The organism is Mesorhizobium sp. M7A.F.Ca.CA.002.09.1.1, assembly GCF_003998555.1.
GTDB classification, from domain to species: domain Bacteria; phylum Pseudomonadota; class Alphaproteobacteria; order Rhizobiales; family Rhizobiaceae; genus Mesorhizobium; species Mesorhizobium ciceri.
In genome coordinates this window covers 1-698 of sequence record NZ_RZRR01001474.1, presented here as the reverse complement: position 1 = coordinate 698, position 698 = coordinate 1, and the positions used below count along the sequence as shown (strand labels likewise).

The 698-nt window shown below is 66.3% G+C and carries 1 protein-coding gene and 1 pseudogene; one reads left to right on the top strand and one right to left on the bottom strand.

The genetic code is table 11. The annotated features are described in order from the left end of the window. A pseudogene (locus EN994_RS34110) lies at nt 1-253 on the top strand (dehydratase); the annotation flags it as partial. 165 nt (nt 254-418) lie between these two features. On the opposite strand, the gene EN994_RS34105 reads toward EN994_RS34110, so the two are convergent. Continuing rightward, a partial coding sequence (locus EN994_RS34105; RefSeq protein ID WP_164746560.1) for a purine phosphoribosyltransferase family protein occupies nt 419-698 on the bottom strand: 280 nt, incomplete at its 5' end.

Sequence of the window (698 nt, the reverse complement as noted above, 5' to 3'; positions counted from 1 at the left end):
CGCCGAGATCGCTGCGTGGAGCGGCCCCGGTCCGGTGCCGGAATTCGGCCCCTCGCCTGGCTTCAAGAACCTGAAATGGCTGAAGCCGGTCTATGCCGGGCAAACCATCACCTTCACGCGCACCGCGCTGTCGCACCGCCCGATTGCCTCACGCCCCGGCTGGCGGCTGCTGGCGCTGCGTTCGGAAGCTTTCGATTCGACCGGCGCCAAGGTGCTGGAGTTCGAGAGCGCCGTGCTGGTGAAGGTGGAGTAGGTTTCTTCCTTCTCCCCCTGTGGGAGAAGGTGGCCGAGCGAAGCTCGGTCGGATGAGGGGTGCTCCAGCTTGGCGCCGACGGCACTCCGTCACCCACCCCTCAACCGTCTCGGCGCTGCGCGCCGATCCACCTTCTCCCACAAGGGGAGAAGGAAGAACTGCCCCTCAATGCCCCTCGAACCCAATCAGCGTCCGCACCGGCACGCCGAGCGCCTCCAGCTTGGCACGGCCGCCGAGGTCCGGCAGGTCGATGACGAAACAGGCGGCGAGGATGTCGGCACCTATCTGGCGCAGCAGCTTGACCGCCGCTTCAGCCGTGCCGCCGGTGGCGATCAGATCGTCGACCAGGATCACTTTCTCGCCCGGAGCAACACCGTCCTTGTGCATCTCCATTTCGTCCAGCCCGTATTCCAGGCTGTAGGCGACGCGCACCGTCTCGTAGGGC